Here is a 413-nt window from a genome sequence, read left to right as displayed (position 1 = left end):
ATCCGGGACGGGCTCTGGCGCTTGTCGGCGAATCCGGATGCGGCAAGACGACCTGTGCGCGGATCATCGCCCGCCTGGACAGACCCTCTGGCGGCAAGCTGCTCTTCCGGGGGCAGGATCTGACGCTTCGCGGCACTCCGAAGGAGGAGCGGCGCTACCGTAAGGATGTCCAGATGGTGTTTCAGGATCCGTTTTCCTCCCTGAATCCCGCCTTCGGCGTGAACCATCATCTGTCGCGGCCGCTCGAACTTCACCAGCACGGTCTTTCAAAGCAGGTGCTGGATGAGCGTATCGGGGCGCTGCTTGAAAGCGTCGGGCTCGACCCGGCAGTCTCGCGCCGGAAGTTTCCGCACGAGCTCTCGGGCGGTCAGCGCCAGCGGGTCAACATTGCCCGGGCGCTTGCGGTTCAGCCG

Annotated in this window: 1 protein-coding gene; it reads left to right on the top strand. The window is 64.9% G+C overall.

Annotated elements, in window-relative coordinates:
* Positions 1-413 (top strand): ATP-binding cassette domain-containing protein (locus AC1DIX_RS28015; protein ID WP_477328638.1); only part of this gene is annotated, 413 nt, incomplete at both ends.

Source organism: Massilia sp. 05N420 (genome assembly GCF_056397205.1).
The sequence above is the reverse complement of the archived record's forward strand: the minus strand, read 5'-3'. Positions and strand labels throughout refer to the sequence as shown.